Annotated in this window: 22 protein-coding genes and 1 tRNA gene; 10 read left to right on the forward strand and 13 right to left on the reverse strand. The window is 66.8% G+C overall.

Annotated features, from left to right (window positions below; genetic code table 11):
* Positions 1-19: 19 nt before the first annotated feature.
* From ACCD06_RS15075 to ACCD06_RS15090, 4 genes are all read right to left on the reverse strand, one after another.
* Positions 20-157, reverse strand: a complete 138-nt coding sequence (locus ACCD06_RS15075) for a hypothetical protein (RefSeq protein WP_413341558.1) — start codon at positions 155-157, stop codon at positions 20-22.
* A gap of 858 nt (positions 158-1,015) precedes the next feature.
* Complete coding sequence (locus tag ACCD06_RS15080; protein WP_413341560.1) at positions 1,016-1,522, reverse strand: hypothetical protein; 507 nt, start codon at positions 1,520-1,522, stop codon at positions 1,016-1,018.
* A 16-nt stretch (positions 1,523-1,538) separates the two neighbouring features.
* The gene (locus ACCD06_RS15085) at positions 1,539-1,961 is read right to left on the reverse strand and encodes a LysM peptidoglycan-binding domain-containing protein (protein ID WP_413341562.1); all 423 of its coding nucleotides are present in this window, start codon (positions 1,959-1,961) and stop codon (positions 1,539-1,541) included.
* A gap of 21 nt (positions 1,962-1,982) precedes the next feature.
* Positions 1,983-2,318: a hypothetical protein gene (locus ACCD06_RS15090; RefSeq protein ID WP_199232137.1), complete on the reverse strand. Its 336-nt coding sequence runs from the start codon at positions 2,316-2,318 to the stop codon at positions 1,983-1,985.
* A 102-nt stretch (positions 2,319-2,420) separates the two neighbouring features.
* Between ACCD06_RS15090 and ACCD06_RS15095 the strand changes: the two genes are divergently transcribed.
* Both ACCD06_RS15095 and ACCD06_RS15100 read left to right on the forward strand, forming a co-directional pair.
* Positions 2,421-2,762, forward strand: a complete 342-nt coding sequence (locus tag ACCD06_RS15095) for a hypothetical protein (RefSeq protein ID WP_413341564.1) — start codon at positions 2,421-2,423, stop codon at positions 2,760-2,762.
* 429 nt (positions 2,763-3,191) lie between these two features.
* Complete coding sequence (locus tag ACCD06_RS15100) at positions 3,192-4,208, forward strand: S1C family serine protease (protein WP_413341566.1); 1,017 nt, start codon at positions 3,192-3,194, stop codon at positions 4,206-4,208.
* A 100-nt stretch (positions 4,209-4,308) separates the two neighbouring features.
* Here ACCD06_RS15100 and ACCD06_RS15105 read toward each other — a convergent pair.
* The 5 genes from ACCD06_RS15105 to ACCD06_RS15125 all read right to left on the reverse strand — a co-directional run bounded on the left by ACCD06_RS15105 (position 4,309) and on the right by ACCD06_RS15125 (position 9,705).
* Positions 4,309-4,383, reverse strand: a tRNA-Thr gene (locus ACCD06_RS15105).
* A 103-nt stretch (positions 4,384-4,486) separates the two neighbouring features.
* Positions 4,487-6,415 carry a DNA helicase RecQ gene (recQ, locus tag ACCD06_RS15110; RefSeq protein ID WP_413341568.1) on the reverse strand — a complete coding sequence of 643 codons (1,929 nt, stop codon included), beginning with the start codon at positions 6,413-6,415 and terminating at the stop codon, positions 4,487-4,489.
* A gap of 411 nt (positions 6,416-6,826) precedes the next feature.
* On the reverse strand, positions 6,827-7,270 hold the full coding sequence (locus ACCD06_RS15115) for a (deoxy)nucleoside triphosphate pyrophosphohydrolase (protein ID WP_109157482.1): 444 nt from the start codon (positions 7,268-7,270) through the stop codon (positions 6,827-6,829).
* A gap of 19 nt (positions 7,271-7,289) precedes the next feature.
* Positions 7,290-8,528, reverse strand: a complete 1,239-nt coding sequence (gene argJ / locus ACCD06_RS15120) for a bifunctional glutamate N-acetyltransferase/amino-acid acetyltransferase ArgJ (RefSeq protein WP_136704605.1) — start codon at positions 8,526-8,528, stop codon at positions 7,290-7,292.
* Positions 8,529-8,724: 196 nt separating this feature from the next.
* Complete coding sequence (locus tag ACCD06_RS15125) at positions 8,725-9,705, reverse strand: peptidylprolyl isomerase (protein WP_109157480.1); 981 nt, start codon at positions 9,703-9,705, stop codon at positions 8,725-8,727.
* Between the two features lie 501 nt (positions 9,706-10,206).
* Here ACCD06_RS15125 and secA point away from each other — a divergent pair.
* From secA to ACCD06_RS15140, 3 genes are all read left to right on the forward strand, one after another.
* On the forward strand, positions 10,207-12,942 hold the full coding sequence (gene secA / locus ACCD06_RS15130) for a preprotein translocase subunit SecA (RefSeq protein WP_109157479.1): 2,736 nt from the start codon (positions 10,207-10,209) through the stop codon (positions 12,940-12,942).
* Positions 12,943-13,135: 193 nt separating this feature from the next.
* Positions 13,136-13,588: a large conductance mechanosensitive channel protein MscL gene (gene mscL / locus ACCD06_RS15135; protein ID WP_109155093.1), complete on the forward strand. Its 453-nt coding sequence runs from the start codon at positions 13,136-13,138 to the stop codon at positions 13,586-13,588.
* 124 nt (positions 13,589-13,712) lie between these two features.
* Positions 13,713-16,460 carry an EAL domain-containing protein gene (locus ACCD06_RS15140; protein WP_413341572.1) on the forward strand — a complete coding sequence of 916 codons (2,748 nt, stop codon included), beginning with the start codon at positions 13,713-13,715 and terminating at the stop codon, positions 16,458-16,460.
* A 14-nt stretch (positions 16,461-16,474) separates the two neighbouring features.
* Here the strand turns inward: ACCD06_RS15140 and ACCD06_RS15145 are convergent, their stop codons facing one another.
* Genes ACCD06_RS15145 through ACCD06_RS15155 form a run of 3 tightly spaced genes read right to left on the reverse strand, consistent with a single transcriptional unit; the run spans position 16,475 to position 17,658 of the window.
* Positions 16,475-16,948 carry an SRPBCC family protein gene (locus ACCD06_RS15145; RefSeq protein WP_109157478.1) on the reverse strand — a complete coding sequence of 158 codons (474 nt, stop codon included), beginning with the start codon at positions 16,946-16,948 and terminating at the stop codon, positions 16,475-16,477.
* On the reverse strand, positions 16,945-17,283 hold the full coding sequence (locus ACCD06_RS15150; protein ID WP_109155091.1) for an ArsR/SmtB family transcription factor: 339 nt from the start codon (positions 17,281-17,283) through the stop codon (positions 16,945-16,947). Before ACCD06_RS15150 ends, ACCD06_RS15145 begins: the two co-directional genes overlap by 4 nt.
* A 51-nt stretch (positions 17,284-17,334) precedes the next feature.
* Entirely contained in the window at positions 17,335-17,658 is a 324-nt protein-coding gene (locus ACCD06_RS15155) for a DMT family transporter (RefSeq protein WP_109157477.1), read from the reverse strand.
* Positions 17,659-17,851: 193 nt separating this feature from the next.
* On the opposite strand from ACCD06_RS15155, the gene ACCD06_RS15160 reads away from it, so the two are divergent.
* The 4 genes from ACCD06_RS15160 to ACCD06_RS15175 all read left to right on the forward strand — a co-directional run bounded on the left by ACCD06_RS15160 (position 17,852) and on the right by ACCD06_RS15175 (position 22,686).
* Positions 17,852-19,420 carry a lysine--tRNA ligase gene (locus ACCD06_RS15160; RefSeq protein WP_413341575.1) on the forward strand — a complete coding sequence of 523 codons (1,569 nt, stop codon included), beginning with the start codon at positions 17,852-17,854 and terminating at the stop codon, positions 19,418-19,420.
* 516 nt (positions 19,421-19,936) lie between these two features.
* On the forward strand, positions 19,937-20,152 hold the full coding sequence (locus ACCD06_RS15165) for a hypothetical protein (protein ID WP_413341577.1): 216 nt from the start codon (positions 19,937-19,939) through the stop codon (positions 20,150-20,152).
* Positions 20,153-20,360: 208 nt separating this feature from the next.
* Complete coding sequence (locus ACCD06_RS15170; RefSeq protein ID WP_413341579.1) at positions 20,361-21,287, forward strand: hypothetical protein; 927 nt, start codon at positions 20,361-20,363, stop codon at positions 21,285-21,287.
* A 223-nt stretch (positions 21,288-21,510) separates the two neighbouring features.
* Positions 21,511-22,686, forward strand: a complete 1,176-nt coding sequence (locus ACCD06_RS15175; protein WP_413341581.1) for a DUF2336 domain-containing protein — start codon at positions 21,511-21,513, stop codon at positions 22,684-22,686.
* A gap of 9 nt (positions 22,687-22,695) precedes the next feature.
* On the opposite strand, the gene ACCD06_RS15180 is transcribed toward ACCD06_RS15175, so the two are convergent.
* On the reverse strand, positions 22,696-23,193 hold the full coding sequence (locus ACCD06_RS15180; protein WP_413341583.1) for a hypothetical protein: 498 nt from the start codon (positions 23,191-23,193) through the stop codon (positions 22,696-22,698).
* A 270-nt stretch (positions 23,194-23,463) separates the two neighbouring features.
* Here ACCD06_RS15180 and mdh point away from each other — a divergent pair, with 270 nt between their 5' ends.
* On the forward strand, positions 23,464-24,432 hold the full coding sequence (gene mdh / locus ACCD06_RS15185; RefSeq protein ID WP_042699729.1) for a malate dehydrogenase: 969 nt from the start codon (positions 23,464-23,466) through the stop codon (positions 24,430-24,432).
* Positions 24,433-24,478 lie beyond the last annotated feature (46 nt).

Here is a 24,478-nt window from a genome sequence, read left to right on the forward strand (position 1 = left end):
GTTTCCGTATGAGCAAGCTTCAATATCCGGCCATGGTTGCCGGCAGGACCGCCACACTGCCGGGGTTCCCGAGCAGATGGGGCGCCGGTTCCAGGGTTCGGGCGGCGGCCAGCACCCCCTGGGGATCGAACCACAGCGTGACACCGGTGACCGCCATGCCCTCCACGAGGACGCGGTGTCGGCCGAAACGGTAAGCGATTTCCCGCGTGCGATCGGGCCAAAGCCGGTCTGACGAGCCGGGTCCCAGAACGCGCAGCGTGCTTCCCACGGTGGATTGCCCAACCGTCAACACGACCGCAGCCCCGGCGGCGACCCCGGCGGTCGGAGCCGCCATGATGGGCGTGCCGGTCTGCCTGGGTGGCGCCGCTTTCGGCTTGCGTTGCGGAATTGGAGAGGCGGCCGCCAAGCGGGGCGGAGGCTGCTGCCGGCCCTGTTCAGCCGGCGCTGCCGCTGGCGGCGTCGGCATGGGGGATACAACCGGCACCACGGTCGGCGGAACAGGCAGAGGCTCCTCCGGCGTCGGCGCCATCGCCGGAGCCGTCTGCGTGACCGGAGGCTCCGGCGGCCTTGGCGCCTTAGCCGTCCGGACATCCGCCACCGGGCTTTGCGGGGCCGCGTCTGACGGCGCTTTCTCAGCCGGCGGCGGCTCTGCCGGGACCGTTGGCGCCGTGCCCGCAGCCATGGCGGCGGACAGCCGGCCCCAAAGTGCGGCAACGTCACCGGACGCCGGTTGCTGCGGAAGCACCACCGCCAGCCCGACAACCACCAAGCCGGCGGCCGCAAGTCCGGCCGCGGCGAGGGCCGCCAGCCGCGGCCTGGACCTTATCCATCCGCTTCGGCGCCGGTCGCCTCCGGACGGAGTCTCCTGTCCGTCCGCATCGGATTGTCCGCTCCCGCCGTCCTCCGCCTGCACCGCGTCGCTCTGCGCTTCGGTCGGAGCGGAGGCTTTTGCCTCATCGCCCTGGGCGTTGGGGGAGGCGCGGCGCCGTTTTCCAGTTCCCGTCGCCATGGCGCCTCAGCCCGCTGTCCGCAGCATGGAAGGCGAAAGATCCGCGACGGGATGGATCCGTCCCTGACGGTCGATCAATCGGGGCAGCACAGTAACCTTGTGAACGGGAAAATCGGTGAAGCTCGGATAATAGCGGTCGGTTCGGAACGCCATGCGCTCGACCAGATTTTTCTGATTGAAGAAGAAGTGAATGGTGTCGACCAGTTCGACCCGGGTCGTTCCGTCCTTCAGCCGGGATTCGGCCTGCACCGCGCGGAACGGGAAGACATATGTCACCTCGGTCAGGTTGCTGAAACGATCGAACCGAGGTCCCGTCTGCGGGGCACCCAACATGCCCAGCACGTCGCTTTTGTTGGCGCCGATCATGAAGACATAGGACGGCTCGATGACGCCTGCCGTCGGCTGGCCACCGGTGGTGGTGCAGGCGGCGGTGACCAGCACCGCCGCCGCAACCGCCAGCTTGCCAGCCGTCCGCAAGCCGGTACGGAGATTGGTATTCCCGAACATCGGCAACAGCGAAGCTCCGCCCTTACGGCACCGGCAGGGCGACCAGGGTGCCGGACGCCAGCCGTTCCTGCGGATCAAGTGACGGGTTCAGCCGGACCAGATCGGCCAGCGAAACACCGACCTTCCGGGCAACCGTTTCAAGCCGTCCGCCCCGCTTCACCTGATAGAAGCCGCGCACCTCCGGTCCGGCCGCATAGGCAACCGGCGCAGCGAGCACCGGAGCGGCCATCACAGGAGCGACCGCCATCGGCGCGGCGACCACTGGCGCCGCCATCACCGGCGCGGCGACCACCGGAGTTGCCATCACCGTTCCAACCGTCACCGCGGCCGTCGGTACGACCGTTCCCGCAACGACGGGGGTGCCGTAATAGGCGACCTGCGCCTGGGCGGACGAAGCGGCAGCGACGACGGACAATGCCGCAGCGGACCATATGGACAAGCGCATCACATGCCTCCCTTACCCAGCCTAGCGGACCCGGTAGACCGGCGCGGCATAGGTCGGAACCATGTAGGTCGGCATCGCGACAACCGGCGTGGCAACGACCGGCGCCGCCATCACCGGGGCAGCAACCACCGGAGAGGCGACCACCGGAGAAGCGACAACGGGCGCGCTCACCACCGGAGCCGCAACGACGGGAGAGGCGATCATGGCGGTCGGCGCAACGACCGTGGTCGCCATCACGGGAACTGTGACCACGGGCGCGGCCGCAACCACCGGGGTCGCATAGTAGACGACTTGAGCCTGAGCCGCGCCGGCCATACCGGCCACCAGCAACGTTGCACAAGCGAGTGCCTTCATCATCTCAGCCTCCTATCTGCAGCGCCGGGTGGTCAACGGACGTAGTAGACCGGCGAACCGGCGACCGGAGCGGCCATCACGGGAGCGGCCATCACAGGAGTGGAGATGACGGAGGTTGCCATAACCGGGGCCGCCATGACGGGTGCGGAAACCACCGGAGTGGCCATGACGGGGGTGGAGACGACCGGGGACGCCATCACAGGGGCCGCCATCACAGGAGTCGACACGACCGGGGACGCCATGACCGGAGCGGTCATGACCGGGCTGGCCACAACCGGGGAAGCCATGACTGGAGTGGCCATGACTGGGGTGGCCATAACCGGAGTGGCAACCACCGGAGTTGCAGTAACCGCGACGCCGGCAACGGTCGAACCGTTCGTGGTCGTACAACCGGCCAAGCCGGCGGAAACGAAAAGGGCAACAATGATTGGCATACGCATTGGTTAATTCCTTATTAGCCGTTCATCATTGGTTGCCCCATTTGGGCGACCACTTATGAGAGGCACTATTCCACGATATCTGGTTTTCGGGAACGGCTTTTGGACAATCAAAAATCATCATTTTGATTACAGGGCAGACACATAAAATTAGAGGTAATTTCATCGCATCCGCTGCCTGCCACTTGCCCTCAACGGCTTTACTCCGATCGCTTCAATCCCTGTGCCTTGCAGAAAATGCCTACCGGGCCAATTAGGGATAACTGGGAATATTTGTCCCGACACCCGGCAAAACCTGCCGCTTGGCTGCATTGCCCAAGGACTATGATGTTATCGGGAAAAGCAATATCCAACCAGTATCGCTAGGTTTTCCCTTTCCCCGGCCACTGGCTCCAGTTGGCATCGTTTTTGTTTGGCTGCTTCCAAGGAGGTACTCGCTATGCAAAGACTTGCTGCACTGGCGATGGCCATCGCCCTTTCCATACTGACGCTTGAACCGGTTTTCGCCGGATGCGGCCCGGCCGGCATCCAGCTGTTGCCGACCAGCGCGGCGTCGGCGGTGAAGATCACCATCCGGACCTCAAGCGGCCAGCCCGCGTTCGGGACGGGCTTCATCTGGGACAGCGATGGCCACATCGTCACCAATGACCATGTCGCCACGGTCGGAGACCTGCACATCGTCACCCTGGCCGACGGCGAGCGCCGCGCTGCCCGGATCGTGGCCCGCGCCCCCGACCTGGATCTGGCGCTGTTGTCCGTCGATGGCCCCCTTCCCCCGGCAGCACGGCGTGCGCCGGCCGGCAGCCTGCAGCCGGGCGACTCCGTGCTGGCGATCGGCAACCCGTTCGGCCAAGGGACCACCGTCAGCACCGGCATCGTTAACGGCTTCGGCCGCGAGGTCATCACGGCACCGGATCGCCACATGATGGGAATGGTGGAGACGACGGTGCCGCTGCGTCCCGGCAATTCCGGCGGTCCATTGCTGAGCTGCCGCGGGGAGGTTGTCGGCATCAACACGGCGGCGGTGCAAACCGCACCCGGCGGCTCGACATTGGGCTTTGCCATCCCGATGGAAATCGCCGATGCGGCGGTCGCGCGGATGTTGCGCGCCGACACCGCCGTCGCTGCGGCACCCGATTTCGGCTCGCGGTTCCCTGCGGAATCCGGAACCGTGCAGCGCGGATCGGCCCGTCCGGGACTGGGGCTCTATGTGGTGCCCGGCGGCAGCGCCCTTGTGGTCCAGCAGGTCGTCCCCGGTTCCCCCGCCGCCCGCGCCGGAGCAATGCCGGGAGACGCCATCATCGAGGCCAATGGCCGCATGGTCTCCTCGCCGGAGGAATTGCAATCCTTCGTCCACGACGCCACCGTAGGCACCATCGCGGTCCTGAGAATCCTCCGCTCCGGAGTTGCCCTCGACATGGCCGTACGGATCACGCCGGTGGTCTTCTCTCCATAGCGGCGGCACCGGGCGACGCCACCGTCAGCAACCCCCTTGGGGATCCAAGACCAGAAACGATCAAGGGCCCGGCAATTGCTTGCCGAGCCCTTGAAGAAACTGGTGCCGCAACAGGGATTTGAACCCCGGACCTACTGATTACGAATCAGTTGCTCTACCCCTGAGCTACTGCGGCGTCGTTGTGGCGCGGAACATAGCGATGTGCTCCGCGGGATGCAAGCGGTGAATTTCGGAAAAATCGACCGCTCCTCCTCAAGCCTGCCATGCACCCGAACGCCTCATCCATGCTGCCGGATCACCTCCAGGAAGGCATCGGCGTAGCGTTCCAGCTTGCGGCCGCCCACCCCCGGCAGATGGGCGAAGGCGGCATGGTCGCGGGGACGCTGGGCCACCATCTCCAACAGCGTGCTGTCGTGGAAGATCACATAGGGCGGCACGCTCTGCGCCTTCGCCAACGCCGTGCGGCAGTCCTTCAGCGCATGCCACAGCGCGTCGTCGGCCGCCGACAGCGCACCGCGGGCGCCGGAGCGCGACACGCCCTCCCCGCTCGATCCGCCGCCGATGGACCCGCCCCGCGCGGTGTGGCGGCGCAGGGCGTCGTGGACGCCGCGGCGGCGTTCCAGCACCGGGTCCTTGCGCAGCTTCACCACCCGCTGCCCCTTGATGACGGCCACCCCGGCATCGGTCAGGCGGAAGCCGCCATAGCCCTCCAGATCGACGGTCAGCAGCCCGGTCGCCACCAGCTGGCGGTAGACCGACTGCCATTCGACCTTGGTCAAATCCTTGCCGACGGCAAAGGTCTTCAATTGGTCATGCTGCTGCTGCACCACCTTCTCGGTGGCATTGCCGACCAGCACGTCGATCAGGTGACCGGCGCCATAGCGCTGCCCGGTGCGGTAGACCGCCGACAGCGCCTTCTGCGCGGCGATGGTGCCGTCCCAGGTCTCGACCGGATCCAGGCAGGTGTCGCAGTTGCCGCAGGGCTCCGGCAGCGTCTCGTTGAAATAGTTCAGCAGCACCTGACGGCGGCAGTCCGATGTCTCGCAGAAGCCCAGCAGGGCCTCCAGCTTGCCGCGCTCCACCCGGCGGTGGCTGTCGCCGGCCTCCGACTGTTCCAGCATCTGGCGCAGCATCACCACGTCAGCCATGCCGTAGGCCATCCAGGCGTTGGCGGGCAGGCCGTCGCGGCCGGCGCGGCCGGTCTCCTGATAATAGGCTTCCAGGCTCTTGGGCGGGTCGAGGTGGCAGACGAAGCGGACGTTCGGCTTGTCGATGCCCATGCCGAAGGCGACGGTGGCGACCATCACCAGACCCTCGCTCTTGATGAAGCGGTCCTGGTTGGCCTCGCGCACCTCGGCCGGCAGCCCGGCATGGTAGGGCAGAGCCTCGCGCCCCTGTTGGTTCAGCCAGGCGGCGACATCCTCCACCTTGTTGCGAGACATGCAATAGATGATGCCGGCGTCTTCCGGGTGGTTCTCGCGCAGGAAGGCCAGCATCTGCTGGCGCTCGCTTTTCTTCGGCACCACGCGGTAGGTGATGTTGGGCCGGTCGAAGCTGGACAGGAAGACGCGGGCGTCGGTCAGGCCCAGCTTGTCCTTGATCTCGGCGCGGGTCTGCACGTCGGCGGTGGCGGTCAGCGCGATGCGCGGCACCATCGGGTGGCGTTCGTGCAGGATCGACAGCTGCAGATATTCGGGACGGAAGTCATGCCCCCACTGCGACACGCAATGCGCCTCGTCCAGCGCGAACAGCGCCAGCCTGGTGCGGTCGAGCAGATCGAGGAAGCGCGGCGTCACCAGCCGCTCGGGTGCCACATAGACGAGGTCGATCTCGCCCTGCACCATCGCCCGCTCCACCTCCCGCGCCTCCGCCGGGCCGAGGGAGGAGTTGAGGAAGGCCGCGCGCACGCCCAATTCCCGCAGAGCCGTCACCTGATCGCGCATCAGGGCGATCAGCGGCGAGACCACCACCGTCACCCCGTCGCGCACCAGCGCCGGGATCTGGTAGCACAGCGACTTGCCGCCGCCGGTCGGCATCAGCACCAGCGCGTCGCCGCCGCGCACCACATGGTCGATGATGTCGGCCTGCTGACCGCGGAAGGAGTCGTAGCCGAACACCGTCCGCAGCGCGTCGAGCGCCGTGGCCGGTCGTTGACCGAGGGCATCGTCCGACGCACCCGGGTTGCTGTAGGAAAACAACGAATCCACGCCGATGCGGTTCAGGAAAGTGGTGCCGGAGATCCGGCTTGTCGTCTCAACGCCCCATCATGTGGCACAGATCGCCCCCACGGCAAAGCCGCAAAGGGACACGCCCGGGAACAAAGGTCGGACCCGCCCGGGCGCCACCACACATTGGTGTGAAACAGTGGCGCCCGCTCATCGTCCGCGTGTAAACTGAAAACGGCGGATGGGTGGTCCATCCGCCGTTTCAGAAGGAGGAAGGTGGCATGAAGAAGATGCCGTTCTTCCTGGTGCTCCAGTGGCGGAGATGGCGGATCGAAATCCGCTTGATCCACCGCTAAGCATCGGGAGCGTGCCGGCGGGTGCGGGAACACCTGCCGGCCACCTCCGAAAAATATACAGCCGCACGACCCGATTTTCAACGCGCGGTATTGGCCGCTACAGCAAATCCCGCAGCATCGCCACCAGCGGCACGTCGGCCGGCGGCATCGGATAATCGCCCATCCGGTTCGGGTAGACCCAGGCGAGTCTCTGCCCCTCCTGCGGCATCACGTCGCCCTCCCACACCCGGCAGACATAGAGCGGCATCAGCAGGTGGAAGCTCTCATAGCTGTGCGAGGCGAAGGTGAAGGGCGCGAGGCAGCTTGCCGCCGTGTCGATGCCCAACTCCTCCTTCAGCTCGCGCACCAGCGCCGCTTCCGGCGTTTCGTCGGCATGCACCTTGCCGCCGGGGAATTCCCACAGCCCCGCCAGCGACTTGCCGGGCGGGCGCTGGGCCAGCAGCACGCGCCCGTCGGCATCGACGAGCGCCACCGCGACGACCAGCAGCACCGGCAGCGAGCCGGGTGCGGGGGTGGAGCTGGGATCGAAACAGGCGGTCATCACTCAACTCCGGTGGCGGTCAGCTCCGATAGCTGCCGTTGATGTCGATGTAGCCGTGCGTCAGGTCGCAGGTCCACACCTTCGCCGTACCCTTGCCCAGGCCGAGGTCGATGTCGATGTCGATCTCCTTGCCCTTCATGTGGTTGGCGACCGGCGTCTCGTCGTAACCGGGGACTTCCATCCCGTCGGCGCAGATCAGGGTGCCGCCGACGGTGATCTTGATCAGGTCGCGGTCGGCGCGCTCGCCGGCGCGGCCGATGGCGGCGACGATGCGGCCCCAGTTGGCGTCCTCGCCGGCCACCGCGGTCTTGACCAGCGGCGAGTTCGCCACCGTCATGCCGATCCGCTTGGCGGCGGCGTCGCTGTCGGCGCCGCGCACGGTGATGGCGATGAACTTGGTCGCCCCCTCGCCGTCACGCACCACCTGCAGCGCCAGATCGAGCAGCAGATCCTCCAGCGCGGCGCGGAACTCCGCCAGCTCGGCGGCATCGGCGCTCGTCACCGGGGCGTTGCCGGCCTTGCCCGTCGCGAACAGCAGCAGCGTGTCGCTGGTCGAGGTGTCGCCGTCGACCGTGACGGCGTTGAAGGTGCGCTCGGTGAATTCCGACAGCATGTCCTGCAGCGCGGAGGCGGCGATGGCGGCGTCGGTGAAGACGAAGCCCAGCATCGTCGCCATGTCCGGCGCGATCATGCCGGAGCCCTTGGCGAAGCCGGCGATGGTCACCGTCGTCCCGCCGATCTTGGCGGTGCGCACCGAACCCTTCGGGAAGGTGTCGGTGGTCATGATGGCGCGGGCGGCCTTCTCCCACGCAGCGGAGTCCGCCGCGAGGTTCGGGGCCATCGGCGCCAGGCACTTGCCGATGGCGTCGGCGGCCAGCGGAATGCCGATCACGCCGGTCGACGCGATATAGACCTCGTCCGGGGCGCAGCCGGCCAGTTCGGCGGCGGCGGTGACGGTCGCCTGCACGGTGGCGTCGCCCGCCTTGCCGGTGAAGGCGTTGGCGTTGCCGGCATTCACCACCACGGCGCGAGCCGAGCCCTTGGGCAGGCTGTCGCGGCACCAGATCACCGGCGCCGAGCAGGTCAGCGACCGGGTCAGCACGCCCGCCACACTGGTGCCGGGATCCAGCACGGCCAGCAGCAGATCGTCGCGGCCCTTGTATCGGATGCCGCTGTTCGCCGTGGCGATGCGCACGCCCGCGATGGGCGGCAGCGTCGGGAAGCTGGCGGGAGCCAAGGGGGAGAGGGTCGTGGCCATGGAGGGGATTCCCGTGGTGGGGAGTGGTGGTGTGGTGGTGGAGTAAAAGTATCTTGACCGTCAAAGCGATGCCCCCTCCCTAACCCTCCCCCACCTACGGTGGGAGAGGGAACTGCCGCCGCTCTGCCATAAGGCACCCTCTCCCGCGAAGCGGGGGAGGGTTGGGGAGGGGGCGAGGGGGCCTAAACGCCTAACCTTACTTCTTCGCCGGCTCCGCCGGAGTGGCGGGCGCGGCCGGGGTCGCCGGAGCGGCGGCCGGCTCTTCCTTCGGCATCGGCGAGCCGTCGATCTGGAAGGTCTCGACCTTCGCCTTGCCGCGCAGCTCTTCGACCAGGGCGGTGACGATGTCCTTGGACAGCGCCTGCTCCAGCTGCGGCTTCACTTCCTCAAGCGTCGGCTGCGGCTGGGTGCGCTTGTCCTCGACCTTGATGATGTGCCAGCCGAACTGGGTCTTGACCGGCTCCTTGCTGACCTCGCCCGGCTTCATCGCGAAGGCGGCGTTGGCGAAGGGCTCGACCATCGCGTCCTTGGTGAAGTAGCCGAGGTCGCCGCCCTGGGCCGCGGCGGCGGCGTCCTTGGACTTCTCCTTGGCCAGCTTGGCGAAATCGGCGCCCTTCTTCAGCTGGGCGATGATGGCCTTGGCCTCGTCTTCCTTCTCGACCAGGATGTGGGCGGCCTTGACCTCCTCCTGTGCCGGGTTCTCCTTCAGGTAATCCTGATAGGCCTTGTTCAGCGCCTCGGGCGTGACGCGGGCCTTGATTTCCTTCTGGATGTAGGCGCGCTGCACCGCGCGCTCCTCGGCGCGCTTGATCTCGTCCTTCACCTCGGCCGAATCGGCCAGGCCGGCCTTGTAGCCGGCCGAGGAGACCAGCTTGCCGCTGATCAGCTGGTCGATCACCGCCGGATAGATCATCTCGATCGGCATCTGCTGCACCTGGGGCGGCAGCTGCGAGACCATGCGGGTGACGTCCGACTTGTGCAGCTCCTCGCCATTGACGCGGGCGACCACCGGATCGGCCGGGGTGGAAGCAGCCGGAGCGGCGGCCGGCGCCGAAGCGGCCGGAGCGGGAGTGGCGGGCGCCGGCGTCTGCGGGGCAGGCGTCTGGGCGTGGGCGGCCAGCGCGATGCCGCAGGCGGCAACCGACAGGAGCGCGGTGCGGAACACTCGTTGAACCATGGCGTGTCTGTTTCCTTCCGGCGGATGCTTCGCAACAAATGGGCGGCCGATGGACCGGCGCCCGTTTCGCATGGTCTGCGGCATCGGAGCCATCCGCCGCTCCGCGCCCGATTCCGCAGGGGATTAAGCATGGCTACGCCGCGCGGGGCAAGGGTCCCCGTCGCCCCATGGCCCGGCAATCGCCCTATAGCTGTGTGCCCCGCCAGGGGATACCAGCCCCGGCCGGCGCCAGCCAACCGCCGCGGCGCTTTCTGGACGCGAATTCATGAATCGGTCATGCCCGCACAGGGCGGCGGCGGTCATGGATGGTCCATGCACCCGCCCCGTCCGCTTCCCCACCCTTCGCCTGCCCATCCCCTGACCATCCCCCGCCCGAACCGGCCGCGCAAATGCCGCAACCGGCGCCCCACCGGCCCGGTCTCGTTGACAGGGCCTTGCCATAGTCCTATGTGAGACCCGTCGATAGGCTGGCCCACATTCCGCTTTACTCCCGAGGTTTTCATGTTCGGCGCTCTCGCCCGCAAGATTTTCGGCACCGCCAACACGCGCGCGGTCAAGGCGCTGCACAAGACCGTGGCTCAGATCAACGCGCTGGAGCCGTCGGTCGCCGCGCTGTCGGACGACCAGCTGAAGGGTCGCACCGACTGGCTGCGCGAGCGGCTGGCCAAGGGCGAGACGCTGGACGACATCCTGCCCGACGCCTTCGCCACCGTGCGCGAGGCGGCCAAGCGCGTGCTGGGCCAGCGCCATTTCGACGTGCAGCTGATGGGCGGCATGGTGCTGCACAGCGGCAAGATCGCCGAGATGCGCACCGGTGAAGGCAAGACGCTGGTCGCCACGCTGGCCGTCTACCTGAACGCGCTGGAAGGCAAGGGTGTCCACGTCGTCACCGTGAACGACTATCTCGCCTCGCGCGACAGCGGCTGGATGGCGCGGGTCTACGGCTTCCTCGGCCTGACCACCGGCTGCATCGTCCATGGGCTGGACGACGACGAGCGCCGCGCCGCCTACGCCGCCGACATCACCTACGGCACGAACAACGAGTTCGGCTTCGACTATCTGCGCGACAACATGAAGTTCCGGCTGGAGGAACTGGTCCAGCGGCCCTTCAACTACGCCATCGTCGACGAGGTCGACTCGATCCTGATCGACGAGGCGCGCACCCCGCTCATCATCTCCGGCCCCTCCACCGATTCGTCGGAGATGTATGTCCAGGTCGACCGGCTGATCCCGATGCTGGTGCCCGAGGATTACGAGAAGGACGAGAAGCACCGCTCCGTCAGCTTCACCGAAGCCGGCCAGGAGCACATGGAACAGCTTCTGGCCGAGGCCGGGCTGCTGAAGACCGGCGGCCTCTACGACATCCAGAACGTGGCGCTGGTCCACCATTCGCAGCAGGCGCTGCGCGCCCACATGCTGTTCCAGCGCGACAAGGATTACATCGTCAAGGACGACAAGGTCGTCATCATCGACGAATTCACCGGCCGCATGATGGAAGGCCGCCGCTTCTCCGAAGGCCTGCACCAGGCGCTGGAAGCCAAGGAGAAGGTGACGATCCAGCGAGAGAACCAGACGCTGGCCTCCATCACCTTCCAGAACTACTTCCGCATCTACCCGAAACTGGCCGGCATGACCGGCACCGCGCTGACCGAAGCGGCGGAGTTCGGCGAGATCTACGGGCTTGAGGTCGTCGACATCCCGACCAACGTCCCGGTCAAGCGCATCGACCACGACGACGAGGTCTATCGCACCGCGACCGAGAAATACCATGCGATGATCGACCTGATCGAGGATGCCCGCAAGCGCGGCCAGCCGGTTCTCGTCGGCACCACCTCGATCGAGAAGTCGGAACTGCTGGCGGAGCTGCTGACCAAGCGCGGCATCCCGCACAACGTCCTGAACGCCCGCCATCACGAGCAGGAAGCCTATATCGTGGCCCAGGCCGGCCGCGCCGGCGCGGTGACCGTCGCCACCAACATGGCCGGCCGCGGCACCGACATCCAGCTCGGCGGCAATCTCCAGATGCGGATCGAGGTCGAACTGGCCGACGTCCCGGAAGGCCCGGAGCGCGAGGCCCGCATCAAGCAGATCGAGGCCGAGATCGCCGAGGCGCGCGAGACGGTGAAGCAGGCCGGCGGCCTCTACGTCGTCGGCACCGAGCGGCACGAAAGCCGCCGCATCGACAACCAGCTGCGCGGCCGTTCCGGCCGTCAGGGCGACCCCGGTACCTCGAAGTTCTTCCTGTCGTTGGAAGACGACCTGATGCGCATCTTCGGGTCGGAGCGGATGGACAGCATGCTCCAGCGTCTTGGCCTGAAGGAGGGCGAGGCGATCATCCATCCCTGGATCAACAAGGCGCTGGAAAAGGCGCAGCAGAAGGTCGAGGCGCATCACTTCGAGGTCCGCAAGAACCTGCTGAAGTTCGACAACGTCATGAACGACCAGCGCAAGGTCGTCTATGAACAGCGCCACGAGGTGATGGAGAGCGAGGACATCGCGGAGGAAATCCGCGAGATGCGCCACCAGATCATCGCCAACATGGTGTCGGCCGCCATCCCGGCCAACAGCTACTCCGAGCAGTGGGACATCGACGGCCTGCACGAGGCGGTCAACCGCGTGCTCGGCATGGACCTGCCGGTGCACGAGTGGGCCAAGGAAGAGGGCATCGCCGAGCCTGAGATCGAGGAGCGCGTGCGCGAGGCCGCCGACCGCAAATATGCGGACAAGGAGGAGGCCTACGGCGCCGAGACGATGCGGCATGTGGAAAAGAGCATCCTGCTCCAGATCCTGGACCAGGAATGGAAGGACCACCTCCTCCAGCTCGACCACCTGCGCCAGGGCATCAACCTGCGCGCCTATGCCCAGAAGGATCCGCTGAACGAGTACAAGCGCGAGGCGTTCGAGCTGTTCGACTCGATGCTGATGGCCCTGCGCGAGCAGGTCACCACCATCCTGATGCATGTCGAAATCCGCATGGCGCCGTCGCAGGAGGAACTGTTCGCCCGCCAGATGCAGGAGATGCACGAGGGCCGCATGGACCCGGCGCTGGCGATGGCGGGCATGGGGGCGGGTGAAGGCGAAGCCTTGCCCGACGGCATGGTCCGCGCCTCGTCGCTCGCCGGCACGCCGGAAGACCAGCCGCTGCCGGCCGAGGTGATGGAAAACACCCCCCGCAACGCCGCCTGCCCCTGCGGGTCGGGCAAGAAGTTCAAGCACTGCCACGGCCGCATGGCGTAAGTGGGTGGTGGTTATCCCCTCTCCCCCCCGGGGAGAGGGTTAGGGTGAGGGGGAAGCGCGGCGAGGATTCTCAAGAATCCACCCTATGCATCCCTCTCACCCCGGCCCTCCCCCCCGGGGGGAGAGGGGGCTCTATGAAACCAACCCCTCCCCACCCCGTTTCCCATCCGTGACCACGGAAAAACGGGACGCCATGTTCGAAGAATTCAAGAAATTCATCAGCCGCGGCAATGTCGTGGAGCTGGCCGTCGGCATCATCATCGGTGCCGCCTTCACCGGGATCGTCAATTCCCTGGTCAAGGACATCCTGATGCCGCCGATCGGCTGGATCATGGGCGGCATCGATTTTTCGAACTATTTCATCAGCCTGTCGGGCGGCCATTACGACTCTCTGCAGGCCGCCGAGAAGGCGGGGGCGGCCACCGTCAATTACGGCCGCTTCATCAACAGCTGCATCAATTTCCTGATCGTGTCGGGCGCCCTGTTCATGATCGTCCGGCAGGTCAACCGCCTGCATGTCCTGCACAAGGAAGCGCCGAAGACCCCGCCGCGGCAGGAGCTGCTGCTGGAGGAAATCCGCGACGCCCTGCGCGCCCAAGCCAAAAGTGAACCCGGCACCCGGCCGCCCGCCGACCACACCCCCTGATCGCCCGGCGGTCCTGAGCCACTTTCCCTCACTGCGGGAGCTTGTCACAGGGTTGGGAGAACCCCTCGTTGCCGCAGCGCGTCGAACGGGTTACCCTGTCTGATAAGCTGGCGATGGCGGTGAGATGGCGAAGGCCTCGCCCGCCTGCGCTGTCCATGACCTCGGCAAGGGCCATGTCCATGTCCGCCAAGCGCTGTGCGCCGACCGTCCCTGCCGGGGCGCCACCATGATCCGCTCCACAGCCTGCATGGCTGCTGTGCGGTTGCTTGGCATCCTTCTTCTGTTCCTTCTGGCCGGCGACCCTGCGGCGGCGATCAACACGCCGGCACCGGCGGCGGCAACTCCGGACGCAGGTCCGCGCCCGGCGGAAATCCGGGTGACGCTGGACGACAATTACCCGCCCTACAGCTTCCGCACCCCCGACGGCGTCCATGTCGGCATCGTGAAGGATCTGTGGGCGCTGTGGTCGCAGAAGACCGGAATCCCGGTCCAGATGATGCCCACCGACTGGAGCCTCGCCCGCCAGACCATCGACACCGGGGCCGCCGACGTCATCGAGACGATCTTCCGCAACAGCGCGCGCGACGTGCTCTATGATTTCTCGAAGCCCTATGCCCGCGTCGACGTGCCGATCTGGTTCAGCGCCGACCTCAGCGGCATTACCGGAGTGGAGTCGCTGCGCGCCTTCACGGTCGGGGTGAAGGACGGCGATTTTTGCGCCGAATGGCTGACCGACCAGGGCATCACCGCCTTCCAGCGCTACCCCGGTTTCGAAGCGATGGTGGAGGCCGCGGCGCGGCAGGAAACCCGGGTCTTCTGCATGGACGACCCGTCCGCCCGCTATTACATGACCAAGCGCGGCGTGCAGGGACGCTTCCGCTACACCGATCCGCTCTATACCGGCGAACTGCACTGGGCGGTGCGCAAGGGCAATGTCACGCTCTACCGTTTGATCGCCGACGGCTTCGCCCGCATCACCCCGCAGGAGCGCAAGGCGATCGAGGAGCGCTGGCTCGGCCGCAGCCTCACCGGCATCGTCAGCCCCCAGATGATGGACCTGCTGCTCAAGCTGCTGAGCGGACTGGCGGTGCTGGGCTTCGGCGCGCTGGTGTGGGTGCTGCTGCTGCGCCGGCAGGTTGAAAGCAAGACGCAAAGCCTGCGCACCGCGGTGGCGGCCCTGACCGCCAGCGAGGAGCGGGTCCGCACCATCTTCGACAGCGTCACCGACGCCATCCTCATCCATGACCTGGACAGCGGCGCCATCCTGGAGGGCAACCGCCGGATGAAGGAGATGTACCGGGTGGGCGACACCCCGCTGTCGGACATCAATGTCGGAATGCTCAGTTCCGGCGTGCCGCCCTACACGCGGGAAGACGCGGCGGCCTGCATCCGCAAGGCGGCGGACGGCGAACCGCAGCTGTTCGAATGGCATGCCCGCCGGCTCGACGGATCGCTGTTCTGGGTGGAGGTCAGCCTGCGGCGCGCCGTCATCGACGGCAACGACCGCCGGCTGCTCGTCCTGGTCCGCGACATCACCGAACGCAAGGCGGCGCAGGAACGGATGGAATATCTGTCGCGCCACGACGCGCTGACCCTGCTGCCCAACCGCGTCCTGGTGCAGGACCGCACCGAACAGGCGCTGGCCCGGTCGGAGCGCAACGGCCGGCTGGTGGCGCTGGTCGCCTGCGGCCTCGACCGCTTCAAGACGGTGAACGACAGCCTCGGTCACGCCGTCGGCGACGCCCTGCTGCGCGCGGTGGCGGAGCGGCTGAAGGCGGCGGTGCGCGACACCGACACCGTCAGCCGCGGCGGCGGCGACGAGTTCATCCTGCTGCTGTCCGGACAGTCCGACATCGATTCGGTGGTGGAGACGGTCGCCTCCCTGCACGAGGCGATGGCCGAGCCCTTCCAGGTCGGCGGGCACGAGCTGACCGTCACCCTGTCGTCGGGCGTGGCGCTGGCCCCGGCCGACGGCAAGGACTTCGCCACCCTGCTGAAGAACGCCGACACCGCGCTCCACCACGCCAAGGCGGCCGGCCGCGACACCCACCGCTTCTATGCCGAGGCGATGAATGCCGAGGCGGTGGCCCACCTGTCCACCCGCAGCGGCCTGCGCCGCGCGCTCGACCGTGGGGAGTTCCTGATCCATTACCAGCCGCAGGTCAGCCTGGAGAGCGGCGCCGTCACGGGTGCGGAGGCGCTCCTGCGCTGGAACCACCCGGACAAGGGCATGGTCCCGCCCGGCGACTTCATCCCGATCGCCGAGGACAGCGGCCTGATCGTGCCCATCGGCGCCTGGGTCCTGACGGAGGCCTGCCGGCAGGCGGCGGCATGGCATGCCCGCGGCCTGTCGCTGTCGGTGGCGGTCAACCTGTCGGCTTTGCAGCTTCAGCGCAACGACCTCGTCGCCACGGTGACGCGGGCCCTGACCGACAGCGGGCTCGACCCGCTGCTGCTGGAGCTGGAGCTGACCGAATCGATGCTGATCCAGAACACCGAACTGGTGATGGACAATCTGCGCCGCATCAAGGCAATGGGCGTGCAGGTCTCGATCGACGATTTTGGCACCGGCTATTCCAACCTGTCCTACATCGGCCGTCTGGCGGTGGACAAACTGAAGATCGACCGCAGCTTCGTCGCCGACCTCACCCGCAACCACGACAGCGCCAAGATCACCGCCGCCGTCATCCAGATGGCCCACAGCCTGAACCTGACCGCCGTGGCCGAAGGCGTCGAGGACGCCGAAACGCTGGAAGCCCTGCGCACCCTGCACTGCGACATCGCCCAGGGCTATTACCTGGGCCGCCCCGGCCCCGCCGAGGCGGTCGAACGCGCCGCCCGGCAGGTGAACCCGTTCAAGGTCGGGGCTTAAGGCCGCCCCTTTCCTTACATGCCCTTCACCAGGGCGACGAGCTGGTCGAGCGCGGCGCTCCAGCCGTGATGGAAGCCCATCTCCTCATGCTGCGTCTTCGCCGCTTCGTCCTTGTGGATGGCGACGGCGGTATAGAGCGTGCCGCCGGCCGACGGCTCGATGGTCACGGACGCGGTCATGAAGCCGCCGCCGGTGGGGCGGAAGCCCGGACCCAGCGCATCGGTGAAGACCAGCCGCCGCTCGGGCTCCACGGCCAGGAAGCATCCGGTGCTGTCGTTCCTCTCGCCGTTCGGCCCTTCCATCACCGTGCGGAACTTGCCGCCGGGCCGCAGGTCGATCTCGCAGGCGGTGGTGCGCCAGGGTGCCGGCGTGAACCACTTCATCAGCAACTCCGGCTCGGTCCAGGCCCGCCAGACGAGGCCCGGCGGCACCGCGACCTCACGCTTCAGTTCAAGGTCGAGCTGCGGGTTGAAAACCACATCGGTCATGGTGTCCCTTCCTCCCGTTTGTTCAGGTCCAGCACCAAGCTGTCCAATTGATCGAGCCGCTTGGTCCACAGGCTCCGCTGGGCCTCCAGCCAGCTTTCCGCGGCCGCCAGCGCCTCCGGCTTCAGCGTGCAGGTGCGCACCCGCCCCTCTTTGCGCGTTTCGACCAGCCCGCTGTCCTCCAGCATCTTCAGGTGCTGGAGAAAACTGGGCAGAGCCATGCCGAAGGGTTTCGCAAGGTCGCCGACCGATGCCGGTCCGCGTCCCAGCGCCTGGATCACCGCCCGGCGCGTGGGGTCCGCCAGCGCACGGAACGTCCTGTCGAGTGCTGCATCCATGACGGCACCCTAGCGGAAGAAAATACTTAGGTCAATGCCTAACTATCGCGGTCAGGCTGCGCCGTTCGCCAGATGCAGGCTGATGACCCCAGCGACGATCAGGGCGATGCCGACCACCTTCATCACCGTCACCGACTCGCCGAAGACGAACACGCCGATGGCGGCGATGGCCGCGGTTCCCGCCGCCGACCAGATGGCATAGGCGATGCCGACCTCCATGCTGCGCAGCGCCTTGGCCAGCAGCACGAAGGCGACGCCGTAGCACACGACCACCGCCGCCGCCGGGCCGAGCCGCGTCATGCCGTCCGACATCTTCATCGCGGACGTGCCGACCACCTCGAACAGGATCGCCACCACCAGATACAGCCAGCTCATCGCCTTGCCACTCCGCCAACTCCCGCAAGGCCGATCCCGCGGGGCCGCAGGATGGACCGGGCGAAGGGGCGCCGCAAGAGGGCCCCCGGCACATCCCACTCCAGATACCCACGGTTGACGCCACGCCCGGCCGGCCCTAGGGTCTTTGCCCTCATTCCCAACTTTATCTATGTGGTTTCGAAAGGGTCCGACGATGACCGGCGAACGGGATCTGGCGTTGCAGGCGAAGGCATGGCCGTTCGAGGAGGCGCGCAAACTGGTCGCGCGCTTCGCGAAAGCGCCGCCCGCCAAAGGCTATGTCCTGTTCGAGACCGGCTATGGTCCGTCGGGCCTGCCGCATCTCGGCACCTTCGGCGAGGTGGCGCGCACCAGCATGGTGCGCCACGCCTTCCAGACCATGAGCGACATTCCGACCAGGCTGTTCTGCTTCTCGGACGACATGGACGGCCTGCGCAAGGTCCCCGACAACATCCCCAACAAGGAGATGGTGGCGGCCAATCTCGGCAAGCCGCTGACCCAGGTGCCCGATCCCTTCGGCACCCATGACAGCTTCGGCGCCCACAACAACGCCCGGCTGCGCGCCTTCCTCGACAGCTTCGGCTTCGAGTACGAGTTCCAGTCCTCCACCGACTGGTACAAGTCCGGCCGCTTCGACGAGGCTCTGCTCGGCATCCTGCGTCATTACGACGAGGTGATGGCGGTGATGCTGCCCACCCTCGGCGCCGAGCGTCAGGCGACCTACAGCCCCTTCCTGCCGGTCTCCCCCTCCACCGGCCGGGTCCTGCAGGTGCCGATGCTGGAGCGCAACGTCGATGCCGGCACCATCGTCTTCGAGGACGAGGACGGCAAGAAGGTGGAGCTTCCGGTCACCGGCGGCCATGTGAAGCTGCAGTGGAAGCCCGACTGGGGCATGCGCTGGTTCGGCCTGGGCGTCGATTACGAGATGTACGGCAAGGACCTGATCCCGTCGGCCGATCTCGCCGGCAAGATCTGCAAGATCCTCGGCGGCACCCCGCCGGAAGGCTTCAATTACGAGCTGTTCCTGGACGACAAGGGCCAGAAGATCTCCAAGTCGAAGGGCAACGGCCTGACGATGGAGGAGTGGCTGGCCTACGCCCCGCAGGAAAGCCTCGCCCTCTACATGTTCCAGAAGCCGAAGTCGGCCAAGCGCCTGTATTTCGACGTCATCCCGCGCGCCGTCGACGAATATCTGACCTTCGTCGACAAGGTGCATGGGGAGGAGCCGGCGAAGAAGCTGGAGAACCCGGCCTGGCACATCCACAACGGCAAGCCGCCGGCGGTACGCTCCGACGTGTCCTTCAACCTGCTGCTCAACCTGGCCGGCGCCGCCAACGCCGAGACCAAGGACACCATGTGGGGCTTCATCCGCCGCTACGCGCCCGACGCCACGCCGGAGAACAGCCCCTTCCTGGACAGCATGGTCGGCTACGCCGTGCGCTACTATCAGGATCAGGTGAAGCCGACCAAGCGGTTCCGTGCGCCCACCGACGCCGAGCGCGCCGCCCTGCAGGACCTGCTGGCCAAGCTGGACAGCCTGCCGGCCGACGCCCGCGCCGACACCATCCAGAACGAGGTGTTCGAGGTCGGCAAGACCCACGGCTTCACCGAACTGCGGGCGTGGTTCCAGGCGCTGTACGAGGTGCTGCTGGGCCAGACCACCGGCCCGCGCATGGGCTCCTTCATCCAGCTCTACGGCATCGACGAGACCAAGGCGCTGATCCGCGAGAAGCTGGCTGCCTGACGTCCACCGGTTTCCGTGGAACTGACGGGAGGCGTCGAAAGGCGCCTCCTTTTTTCGTTTCCGAACTAATCCGAACGCAACTATTTTCGCAATCGATCGTTCGTCTGACCCGCGACCGGCCTTATGCCCGAAAAGAGTGCGGAAAACTGCCTTTCCGCCCACTAGATGGGCATACCTAACGATATTCCATACCGCGCTATGCGGATGTCGCACCGCACCAATTCGAAAAGGGTGGTACCGCTAACACGGCAGCAGGCTTAAACTCCGCCTCGTTACTGCATTTTGCAGTGCGTTTCCTCCCTAGACTAAAGGCCGCGCCCGCATGGGCAGCGGCCTTTTTTTTGCGCCTATATGTTTGGAACCCTTCAGTTACGGCAGCTGTCGAGCCGCACACAATCGGATGCATCTTTAAGTGGAGTTATGCGTACAATTTTTTGCGCAATGGCAGTATTCTCCTCCGGCAGTCGATGAATCTTACGATTCCATCGAGGTAACCAGAAGATGCTTGGAGGACAAATGGAATTCAAAATCCACACGCTGAACATTGATCTTATCAATGATAAGGCGTCAATTATCTTAATCCGCGAAGAACAACCAAAGTCCACTCTCGTGAGCGTGGATGTTCCGATCACCACGCCAGGAAACCAGCCCGAGCATCATCTTAAGAAAATTGCTATTGATGAGGCCAAGAAGGCGCTTCGAGAGGCTATTGACGTGCTGGACAGGGCGTAATTGGAAAGAAGCCCCGGAGATCACCCCGGGGTTTCTTCGTCTCCTGAATCCGCTACAGCTCTAATCTCTCAATGCGCTGAGACTTGCACTTCCCCCTCCCCTGTGACGGTCGTCACAGCCAAGATAGATAAAATACCAGATAAATTGTTCCGGTAACCGCGACTGGCCCCTATGGCCGACCGGGATGCATCGGGAGGGAGGGTGTGGGATGACCGCCGATCCGCCGCCGTTCGAACGCCACCATCGCACGGCGCAAGCTCTGGTCAGCACCTTTCAGGAGGCGCTGGAGCCGCAATTCACCGCCAAGGGCGTGCTGTCGCGCGACGAATTCACCCGCGCCATGGGGCTGATGATGGCGCACTGGCCGTCGGTGCTGCCGCTGTTCGCCTCGATCTGCCAAGCCTGTACCACATCTTCCTGTACTGCGGCCTCCTGCACCGCGTCCGGCTGCGGCGGCTGCGCGACGGCGGGGGACGGGCAACAGCCTCTTCATCACGATGGACGCCGCCGCGATTTCGTCACCCGCCTGATGGTCTCGGCCCTGCGCACCCGCCTGCCCGACAGCATGGACCCGATCACCGGCGCCAGCTTTCCCCAGGTGATCCTCCCCGGCCTGCAATCGACGCTGACCGCCCTGTTCTACGAGAAGGAGTGGGAGGCAATGAACGCCAGCGCCATCGCCCTGTTCAACCGGCTGGGGACCGACCGCGATGCCGAGGTCTGGCGGCGGCTGGCCCATGAGGAAACGCTGGCGGTGCTGGCCGACACGCCGTTCATCCGGGTGATGCTGCGCTTCCGCCAGTTCCACCAGCAGCGCCAGACCTTCATCCGGCGGATGACCGACCATCTGCGCGACCGCCATTTCGTGTTCGCCGATGAGCATTTCCAGGCGCTGTTCGACGCCCTGTTCGGCCGTCTGCGCGACAGCCTGCGCACCGAACTGGACCGCGCCCGCACCGACATTCATTACGGCGAGGGCACGGCGGAGGCGTTGCTGCGCATCTTCGACCAGTTCGACAAGCACCGGCTGGAGCAGTCGGTTCCGGTCCGCGTGCTGGGCGGCAGGCAGGTGCCGCGCCCGATGCTGGCGCAACGCAACATGCTGGGCGCCACCCCTGCCGCCAAACGGCGCTGAGCCCCGCGGCCGGCCGTGCCGGATGTCACAAGCCGGACCTGTGCCGAATTAGGACGCCGTTAACCAGGGGGGCGCTTCGATGGACCGCATGATCCCACCACTGCCGCTCCGGCCCCGCCGCGGCACAACCACAAGGCTTCAGGTCCGGTGACAGCCCGGCGCTCCCCCCCGCCCCTCTCCCCGACTCCTGCCGGAGGCGGACTGCGGCGTCGCGCCCGAACTGATGGACTACCTGTTCGCCGGGTCACCGGAGCCGGAACCGCTCCAGGCAGCGCCCTCTGCACCGCCCCCTGCACCGCCCCCTGCGCGCCCCTCTCCGCCCGGCCGCGGCATCGCCCGTCAGGTCGGCGACGTGCTGGTCGAATCGCGGCTGGCCGGGATGGGCGATGCCGACGTGCGCTCCACCCTCGCCCGCAAGCTGTGCCGTCTGCTGCCCGACCTGCCGCCGGGCGGGGCCGACACCGTCAGCACCGTCGCCGTCCGTGCGCTGGAACAGCTGGCCCGCGACCACATCGTCCGGGTGCGCGAGGCGCTGGCGACGGCGATCAAGGACATCGCCTGCGCCCCGCCCTCGGTGGTGGCGACGCTGGCGCGCGACGTCGAACGGACGGTGGCGGAGCCGGTTCTGCGCTGCTGCGCGGCGCTTAGCGACGAGGATCTGCTGGACATCGTCGCTGCCGCCCCTGCCGGCTGGGCATTGTCGGCCATCGCCCGGCGCCACAGCATCGGCGCCGCCCTGTCCGACGCCATCGCCGGCAGCGGCCATGCCGAGGCCACCGGGATCCTGCTCGACAACAGCGGGGCGGTGATCGCCGAACCGACGCTGGAATCGCTGGTGGAGCGGTCGGCCCACCATCCGGACTGGCGGCAAAAGCTGGCCCGCCGTCCCGCCCTGCCCCGCCGGCTGGCGCTGCGGCTGGCCGATTTCGTCGATCTGGCGGTGGTGGAGACTCTGAGGCGGCGTCCCGATTTCGACGACGCCACGGTGGCGGAGATCGCCGCCACCACCCGCCGCCGCATCGACTGGGCCGAAGCCCCCGACTCGGCCGAGTCGCCGGAACGCCGCGCCGTCCGTCTGCACCGGCTGGGCAAGCTGGACGAGACGGCGCTGGGCGACGCGATGTCGTGGAACGAGGCCGGATTCGTGCGGGCTGCGCTGACCTTGCGCGCCCGCGTGGCGCCGGAGGTGGTGGACCTGATCCTGGACGCCCACGACCCGCAGGCGGTCACCGCGCTGGTCTGGCGCGCCGGCCTGTCGATGCGCTGCGCCATGCAGATCCAGGCCCGCGCGGCCGGCATCCACCCGCGCGCCATGCTGAACGCCCGGCAGGGCAGCGGCTTCCCGCTGTCCTCCGCCGAGATGGCCCGACACCTGGAACGCTACGGCATCGGGCCGTAAGGGAACCGATCAGTAAGGCTGCTGCTGCATGCCCCCGCGCGGCATCGGCTGGCGCGGCGTGGCGCGGCCGGTGTGCGGCACCGGGGTGTCGGGCGAGACCTCCTTGTAATAGGGGCCGCGGTCGGTCGGGCTTTCCATCGCCTCGGCCGGGGTGACGATCTGCTCGCCGGTGCCGGCGTCGAAGGCGATCAGCGGCAGCTGGCGCACCTTCAGGCAGGCTTCGCGCTTGGCGGCCAGTTCCGCCGACTGCGAGCCGTCCAGCGTCACCAGCGGCAGCACCCAGTTCGCCCGCTGGTCGGCGGGGATCGAGGTGTAGACGTAGTTGGTCAGCGGCCGGCAATAGGCGATGCTGCCCTCGGCCACCGCGTCGGTGATCGGGGCGGCGGTGATGGCGGCGGTATAGTCGCCGACCGTCTGGGCCTGGGCCGTTGAGGCACCGGCGATGCCGGCGGCAAGCGCCAGCGACATGGTCAGACCGGGAATGATACGGGCCACGAGCTTGGCCATCTGCGCTCTCCTTCGACCATCTTCGAACAAGGTAAGGACCGGACGCGAACCATACGTATAAAGCCGAACGGTCCAGGCGTTGGAAAGGATCATCGGGGGTGCGACGCAAAGCTGCAATGCCTCGCTAGCGGTCAGGCTTGCCCTCCGCGACAAAACGCGCTACCTACGCTTCCGAAATCTCGGGGCGCTGGATCCCTAAGACGTTAGAATGACCAACGGTTCTAGTCTCCCGCTGAATGGGGGACGCTCAAACGTTTTAGGGAACGCTCCATGGCTCGCAAGAAGATTGCGCTCGTCGGTGCCGGCCAGATCGGCGGCACGCTGGCTCTGCTCGCTGCTCAGAAGGAACTGGGCGACGTCGTCCTGTTCGACATCGCCGAAGGCATGCCGGCCGGCAAGGCGCTGGATCTCGCCGAAACCTCCCCGGTCGAGGGCTTCAACGCCAGCCTGACCGGCGGCAACGACTATTCGGTCATCGAGGGTGCCGACGTCGTGATCGTCACCGCCGGCATCCCGCGCAAGCCGGGCATGAGCCGCGACGACCTGATCGGCATCAACAGCGGCGTCTGCAAGACCGTCGGCGAGGCCATCGGCAAGTATGCCCCGAACGCCTTCGTCATCGTCATCACCAACCCGCTCGACGTGATGGTGTGGGTGCTGCAGCAGGCGTCCGGCCTGCCGCCGGAGCGCGTGGTCGGCATGGCCGGCGTGCTCGACTCGGCCCGCTTCCGCTACTTCCTGGCCGAAGAGTTCAACGTCTCGGTCGAGGACGTCACCGCCTTCGTGCTGGGCGGCCACGGCGACACGATGGTCCCGCTGGTGCGCTACTCCACCGTCGCCGGCATCCCGCTGCCCGATCTGGTCAAGATGGGCTGGACCACGCAGGAGAAGCTGGACGCCATCGTTCAGCGCACCCGTGACGGCGGCGCCGAGATCGTCAAGCTGCTGAAGACCGGTTCGGCCTTCTACGCTCCGGCCGCTTCCGCCATCCAGATGGCCGAGTCCTACCTGAAGGACCAGAAGCGCGTCCTGCCGGTCGCCGCCCACCTGAGCGGCCAGTATGGCCAGGACGACCTCTACGTCGGCGTCCCGACGATCATCGGCGCCGGCGGCGTCGAGAAGATCATCGAGATCGAGCTGAACGACGAAGAGAAGGCGATGTTCCAGAACTCCGTCGACGCGGTGAAGACCCTGGTCGACGTCGTCAAGAAGCTGGACGCCGAGAAGGCCGCTTCCTAAAGAACGGAGTGCGCGGTCTCCGGCGCCGTCCCGGCCCAATTTCCGG

The sequence above is a fragment of the Azospirillum sp. CT11-132 genome (assembly GCF_047302835.1).
Taxonomy (GTDB): domain Bacteria; phylum Pseudomonadota; class Alphaproteobacteria; order Azospirillales; family Azospirillaceae; genus Azospirillum.